The following is a 6,947-nucleotide window of genomic DNA, read 5'->3' on the forward strand; positions in this document are numbered from 1 at the left end:
CGCCTTTCTCGTCGGCGCGCTCATCGAGGAAGTGATCGGTGCGTTCGGTCTCGAACTGTTGTTCGGCATCGGGGATGAACTCGTCGCTGTCGGCCAGACACCGGTATCGTCACCGCGATTCTGTACGCCGCCGTTCGCGGGACGGCCGTCGACTGATCTGACAGAAATAATCGGTCTCGTTACCCGAGCAGCGTCGAGTACAGGAGCCAGACGTTGAGGACGATGATGAGCGCGATGACGATGCCGAGCACGCCCGTCGTCCGCGACGAGTTGCGGAACGACCCCATGATGCCTTCCTCCCGCGTGAACCAGAGGAGCGGGATGAGGACGAACGGGAGTTCGAAACTCAGCGCGACCTGCGAGGCGACGAGGACGGACGTCGGGTCGAACCCGGCGATCACGATGGCCAAACTCGGCGCGAGCGTCACCGACCGTCGAATCCAGACGTTGATGTTGAGGTCGAGGAAGCCGTCCATCACCGTCTGACCGGCCATCGTCGCCACGAGTGACGAGGACAGACCCGCGGCGATGAGCGCGATACCGAACGCCAAACTGGCGTTCGCACCGAACACGCCGGTGAGGGTGACGTACGCCTCGTTGAGCGTCTCGATGCCCGTGCCTTGGAGCGCGGCCGCCGCGACGATGAGCATCGCGGCGTTCACGAACATGGCTCCGAACAGCGCGACGACGGTATCGACGCTCTCCAAGATGTAGTGGCGGCGGTGGACCTCTTCCGTGTCCCCTTCGTCCTCGATGAGGCGGCTCCGCCTATCCTGGACGATGTAGGGGTGAAGGTAGACGCTGTGGGGCATCACGGTGGCACCGAGTATCCCGATGGCGATGTAGAGGGCGTTCGTGTTCGGAATGCCCGGCGCGAGTCCGCTCGCTATCTGCCCACCCGTGGGTTTTGCGAGCACCATCTCGAAGACGAACGCGAGTGCGATGATGGCGACGAAGGACATGATGACCAACTCGACCCACCGGAACCCGCGCTTGTGTGCGGTCCTGACGCCGAGGAGCGCGAACGAACTGGCTCCGGCGAGGATTGCACCCGCCCAGAGCGGGAGGTGGAAGATGAGACTGAACCCGATGGCCGCTCCGATTATCTCCGCCATGTCCGTCGCTATCATGGCGAGTTCCGCGGCGGCCCAGAGCACGAGGACGACGCGTCGGGGTAATCGCTCCCGACAGAGTTGTGCGACGCCCTTCCCCGTCGCAATCCCGAGTTTCGCCGCGATTATCTGAATTCCCATCGCCATGAAACTGGCGAGGACGATGACCCAGAGGAGCGCCGGACCGTACTTCGCGCCGCCGGAAATGTTCGTCGCCCAGTTTCCGGGATCCATGTACGCGACGCTGATGATGAATCCCGGTCCGAGGTAAGAGAGAATTTCCCGGAACGAGTATTTCATCGAATCAGACCTCCAGAACCAGTGGGCGTCGTTTTAGGGCCGTTTTCTATTCTACCCATGGTGTTTCTGCCTCCTGATTTTGACTCATCTAATTCTCAATTTCGCATTCTCAAATATAACGTTGGTGTTTTCACCACTATGTTGCCACGACCGTTCGAACGTCCGGTTCATCGGTCGTCTCGTCCGCTGGTCGCCCTCGGATTCGTTTTCGATTTCGAGTCCGCGTTATCATCGGATTCCCTCGCCCGAACCGTCAATACCGGGACGTTCGACCGGCGGATGACGTTCTCGGTGACGCTCCCGAGCATCCCCCGTGCGATGCCGCTTCGACCGCGGGTTGCGATCACGATGAGGTCGATTCCGTTTTCGACGGCGTACTCGACGATGGTCTCGTGTGGGACGCCTTTCAGAACGTGGCCCTCGATAGGATACCCGCGTTTTTCCCCCTCGCGTACCGCAGCTTCGATGACGGACTCTCCCGGAGGATTGTGAACGTCAGTTAGCACGTTGTCGAGTCCGAGTGGACTGTTCGTCGTATCGAAGACGTAAACGACATGGATAGTCGCGTCGAACCGCTCCGCGAGACGAAAGGCGTGTTTCAGCGCCCTCGTCGCTCCGGCACTCCCGTCTGTCGGCACGAGTAGTTGCTTGTACATCCTCGTTCGCTCGTTCCCATAGACTATCGGTGCCATGCGTGATATGCTCTCGTGCTATTCTCCCTGATATCCCCGTTCTACTATTCTCGATTTGATGCCGATGAACTGTCCACCGAATTGGTAAAAACGTCCTTCTCACGGCTCCTCCGCGTCGAACGGTTTTCAACGAAGGGAACCCTTTTGGCCGTCCCGACTGTCGTACGAATCAATGTTCGGAACCAGCGGAATTCGTGGCCCTGTCGGTGATGTCGTCACCGGAGACCTCGCACTGTCGGTCGGCCGAGCGCTCGCCTCGACCGGTGCGGAGCGCGTCGTCGTCGGACGCGACCCCCGCGACAGCGGTCGATTTCTCGCGGACGCCCTCTCGGCCGGTCTTCGTGAATGCGGCGCGGACGTCGTGAACATCGGTCTCGCCTCGACACCGACCGTCGCCCGAAGCGTCGAATGGAAGGACGCCGACGCTGGCGTCTCCATCACCGCCTCGCACAACCCGCCGACCGACAACGGAATCAAACTCTGGAACCCCTCCGGGCAGGCGTTCGACGCCGACCAGCGCGCGGAGATCACCCGCATCATCGAAGACGAAGCGTTCGACCTCGCGGGCTGGGACGAGACCGGTGAGGAAACGCAGTGGGACGGTGCACACGATGCACACGTCGAAACCCTCGCCGAGGCCGTTTCGCCCGCCGACCTCTCCGTCGTTGTGGACGTGGGCAACGGAGCGGGGGCCGTCACCGCGGACGCGCTCTACGAACTCGGGTGCGACGTGGAGACGCTGAACGCTCAACCTGACGGTCGGTTCCCTGCCCGTCCCAGCGAACCCACCGCGGAAAACTGCCAGTCGCTCTGTGACCACGTGACCGCAATCGGTGCCGACCTCGGTATCGCCCACGACGGCGACGCGGACCGCATGATGGCCGTGGACGAAAACGGCGACTTCATCTCCGGCGACGTGCTCCTCACCCTCTTCGCTCGTCAGCACGCTGAAGACGGCGAAACGATTGTCACGCCCGTCGATACCAGCCTCATTGTCGAGGACGTGCTAGCCGAACAGGGAGCGGACGTGGTACGAACGCAGGTCGGCGACGTGTACGTCGCGGAGCGCGCGACTGAACCCGGTGTCGTCTTCGGCGGCGAGCAGTCCGGCGCGTGGATTTGGGCCGACCAGACGCTCTGTCCCGACGGACCGCTCGCGGCCTGCCGTCTCGCCGAACTCGTCGCCGAGAACGGGCCGCTGTCGGAACTCGCCGCCGACGTCGGCGAGTACCCGATTCGCCGGAAGAACGTGCACGTGGACGACAAAACCGGCTTGATGGAGTCCCTCTCGGAAGCCGTCACCGACCGCTACGCGGACGCCACCACCATCGACGGCGTGCGCGTCACGCTCGACGAAGGGTGGTTCCTCATCCGCGCCAGCGGAACCGAACCGCTGGTTCGAATCGCCGCCGAAGCCCGAGACCCCGACGCCGCGGATGACGTGTTCGAGACGGCAGACGCCTTCGTCGCCGAGTACGCGGAATAGCGATTCCTGTGAGAAGGGGAGTGTGTCCTGTTTCTCAAAATAAACACCAGTGGCAGTTTAGTGAGAGAGCACACGAAACGCACCCTCTCACTCGGCCGACGCTCCCCGTGCCATCACGAATCGGATTTCTTCACGGCTACGGCTCTCATTATCGTGCCCAGAAGGAAATGGATGACAGCTGTCCCAGCCGGCGTCTGCCACGGCGACGATGGGACATTTCTTACTACTAGATGGGGTAAGTAATAAGTTTCGGCTCGCCGGATATCGTTTGTTTCAGCCATTTTCACATATCTCGTCTCTGTTCTTTCTTTCCACCGGGCACTGTCTAGTTTAGCTCGTCCTCGACAGGTGTTCGGTTGTTGAGCGATTGATGCGGTCGCTGATGGTTATAGTAATGCACAAACTGTTCAAGCCACTGCTGAACGCTCGGCCGACTGCCCACCCACGAGGTATGAAAGCGGTCGATACGCTGTTTGAGCGTGTGAAACCACTTTTCGATAAGGTTTCGCTCGGTATAGTCAAGGTGACCGCTCAATCCAATTCGAAAGAGGGCAGTCCGATAGCCGTAGCCATCAACGAGAAACACAGTGTCAGAGAGATCGTGTTTCTCGGCCAATCCAGACAGAAACGCAGCCGCTTGATCGGTCCCATGCCGATCAAACACTTTGACATCGAGCAGTAACTTTGTTTCTATGTCTATTGCAGCGTACACCCAAGACCACTCGCCGTTAATTTTGACAGCGGTTTCGTCAACCGCGACCCGCGTCGGCGTCGCCGACGGCGGGTCGGAGACGCTGTCAGATACCCGATGAACCCATTGGAAAATTGCTTGATGCGACCGTTTTACGCCGAGGAGTACGAGAATCCCTTTTGTTTCCCTGAGCGAACAACCGGTCGCGTGGAGCCGGACGGCGAACGCCCTGACGGGCGTCGCCGTCCGCTCACGCTCCCAACATTCAAGCGTAGCCGTCTCTAAACTCTTTTTGAGCAGGTTTGAGAGTAGCATGAATCACTAGCTCTTCAACCTGCTCGTCCTTATCTAGACAGTGCCTTCCACCGTGTCCATCGTCTAATCTGACATTCGGCTCCCGGTTTACTCGGTGGATAATAATGGTCGTTCGGGATGATATCTCGATGATGCCCCTTTCCGATTGGAGTACTCGATACCTCTCTCTCGGTGTCTTCGGCACGACCGGGGTGGCCATCGCGTGGGTGCTCGACGAGACGGCCGTCATCTACGTCGCGTTCACGACCGTTCTCGCGTTCACGACGCTCGCGCTGTTTCACGCCTATCGACTCCGCACCCAACCACCACGGGGAAAACTAGATCGCATCCCATGACACTACCCACGGCTCCGATACTCCTCGCGTCACCTACTCGACTGTGACGCTCTTCGCCAAGTTGCGCGGTTTGTCTATCGGGCGGCCCAAGTTCTTCGCCGCGTAGTACGAGACCAACTGCAACTGGACGTTTGCGAGGAGTCCCGACCACATGGAGTGCGTGTTCGGGATTTCGAGGAAGTCGTCGGATATCTTCTCCGCGCGATGGTCCGCGTGCGCCACCGAAACGATGGGCGCACCGCGTGCCTGTGCTTCCTCGGCGTTCTGGAGCGTCTTCCTGTCCTTGTCGCCGTTGAACAGCGCGAAGACGGGCGTGTCCGGCGTCACGAGCGCGAGCGGCCCGTGTTTCAGTTCCCCGGAGGCGAAACCTTCCGCGTGTTCGTAGGTGATCTCCTTGAACTTCAGCGCACCTTCCTTGGCGACCGCGTTGTTCAGCCCGCGGCCAATGAAGAAGAACGCCTCGCTGCCGGTGTATCGGCTCGCGATTCGCTTGGCGGCCGTGGAGTCGAGGACCGTTTGGACGTGCTCGGGCAGTTTCTGCAACTCCCGAAGCAGTTCCGCTTGGTCGTCCGGTGCACTCACCGTCTCGATATCCTCTGCGAGACGGAGCGAGAGGAGCGAGAGCATGACCGCTTGTGAGGAGAACGTCTTCGTGGCCGCCACGCCGATCTCCGGACCCGCGCGGATGAACAACGCATCGTCGGCTTCGCGGGCCGCGGTCGAACCCATCACGTTCGTCACCGTGACGGTTCGTGCGCCACGCTCTTTCGCCCCGCGGAGTGCACCGAGCGTGTCCGCCGTCTCCCCGCTTTGGGTGACGGCGATGACGAGCGTGTTCTCGGTGATCGAACCGGTTGCCGAATCGACGTACTCGCTGGCACGGAACGCTTGTGCACGTATTCCCGTCTGGTTGAGGAGCCGTTGTCCGTAGAGTGCCGCGTGGTACGACGTTCCGCAGGCGACGAATTGCACGTCGTCGATGTCCTCGAACGTTCCTTCGGGGAAGTCTTCGAGGGTAACCTCGCCGTCCTGCACCCGCCCCTCGATGGTGTTGGTGAGTGCGTTCGGCTGGGTGTTGATCTCTTTGAGCATGTAATGCTCGTAGCCACCCTTTCCGGCGTCTTCGGGGTCCCAATCGATCCGTTCCACGTCCCGCGTGACCATGTTGCCTTCGAGGTCGGTCATCGTCACGCCGTTCGGTTCGAGGACGGCGATGTCACCGTCTTCGAAGTACACGACCCTGTCCGTGTGGTCGAGGAAGGCTGGCACGTCGCTGGCGAGGTAATACTCGTCGTTGTCCAGCCCGAGGATGAGCGGCGACCCCTGTCGGGCCGCGTAGATGGCGTGGACGCCATCGACGAGTGCGGCCACCGCGTAGCTTCCTTCGAGGTCACCGATGGTCTTGCGGAACGCATCCTCGATACTGGGCGCATCCTGAAGATAGTATTCGAAGAGATGAGGGATGACTTCCGTGTCGGTGTCGCTCGTGAACTCGTGGCCGTCGCTTTCCAGCCGCTCTTTTCAGCTCGGTGTAGTTTTCGATGATACCGTTGTGGACGACGGCGACGTTTTCCGTCTCGCTCGTGTGCGGGTGGGCGTTTTCGTCGGTTGGTGGGCCGTGCGTGCTCCAGCGCGTGTGGCCGATACCGACGTTCCCCTTTGGGACGCTTCCGACAATGGCATCTTTCAGCTCCGATATCTGCCCTGAACGCTTGTAGACGGATATCCCCGACCCGTTCTGGACGGCGACTCCAGCGGAATCGTAGCCTCGATATTCGAGGTTTTCGAGTCCCGTCACGAGCTTCGTTATCGCATCACCTTCGCCGATGCGGGCAATGATTCCACACATCCTACGTCTCCTCCGTTCGTCCTGCGGGCTGTTCGTACTGTGGCTCCGGGCCGGTATGCGCTCCCGTATCGCGGACCAAGCCGGAACGAACTGCCGCACGTCCGTCTGGTGTGTCAGGGTAGTTCATGGGTGTGTCCTATAGACCCGCCGCCCCAATCGCAGGAGAC

At 60.7% G+C, this 6,947-nt stretch carries 5 protein-coding genes and 1 pseudogene; 2 read left to right on the plus strand and 4 right to left on the minus strand.

Features of this window, described 5'->3' with window-relative positions; all coding sequences use genetic code 11:
- Positions 1-179 precede the first annotated feature (179 nt).
- Together BG842_RS11130 and BG842_RS11135 are read right to left on the minus strand one after the other, a co-directional pair.
- Positions 180-1,412, minus strand: coding sequence for an Nramp family divalent metal transporter (locus BG842_RS11130; protein WP_069450772.1), 1,233 nt, complete (start codon positions 1,410-1,412; stop codon positions 180-182).
- A 167-nt stretch (positions 1,413-1,579) separates the two neighbouring features.
- Complete coding sequence (locus BG842_RS11135) at positions 1,580-2,104, minus strand: universal stress protein (RefSeq protein WP_254663085.1); 525 nt, start codon at positions 2,102-2,104, stop codon at positions 1,580-1,582.
- A gap of 172 nt (positions 2,105-2,276) precedes the next feature.
- Between BG842_RS11135 and glmM the strand changes: the two genes are divergently transcribed.
- The gene (glmM, locus tag BG842_RS11140) at positions 2,277-3,590 is read left to right on the plus strand and encodes a phosphoglucosamine mutase (RefSeq protein ID WP_069450774.1); all 1,314 of its coding nucleotides are present in this window, start codon (positions 2,277-2,279) and stop codon (positions 3,588-3,590) included.
- A gap of 325 nt (positions 3,591-3,915) precedes the next feature.
- On the opposite strand, the gene BG842_RS11145 is transcribed toward glmM, so the two are convergent.
- Positions 3,916-4,596, minus strand: coding sequence for an IS6 family transposase (locus tag BG842_RS11145; RefSeq protein ID WP_069450775.1), 681 nt, complete (start codon positions 4,594-4,596; stop codon positions 3,916-3,918).
- Between the two features lie 104 nt (positions 4,597-4,700).
- Here BG842_RS11145 and BG842_RS11150 point away from each other — a divergent pair, with 104 nt between their 5' ends.
- Entirely contained in the window at positions 4,701-4,931 is a 231-nt protein-coding gene (locus BG842_RS11150) for a hypothetical protein (protein WP_069450776.1), read from the plus strand.
- 33 nt (positions 4,932-4,964) lie between these two features.
- On the opposite strand, the pseudogene glmS reads toward BG842_RS11150, so the two are convergent.
- A pseudogene (gene glmS / locus BG842_RS11155) lies at positions 4,965-6,780 on the minus strand (glutamine--fructose-6-phosphate transaminase (isomerizing)).
- Between the last annotated feature and the right edge of the window lie 167 nt (positions 6,781-6,947).

The organism is Haladaptatus sp. W1, from assembly GCF_001723155.1.
Lineage (GTDB): Archaea > Halobacteriota > Halobacteria > Halobacteriales > Haladaptataceae > Haladaptatus > Haladaptatus paucihalophilus.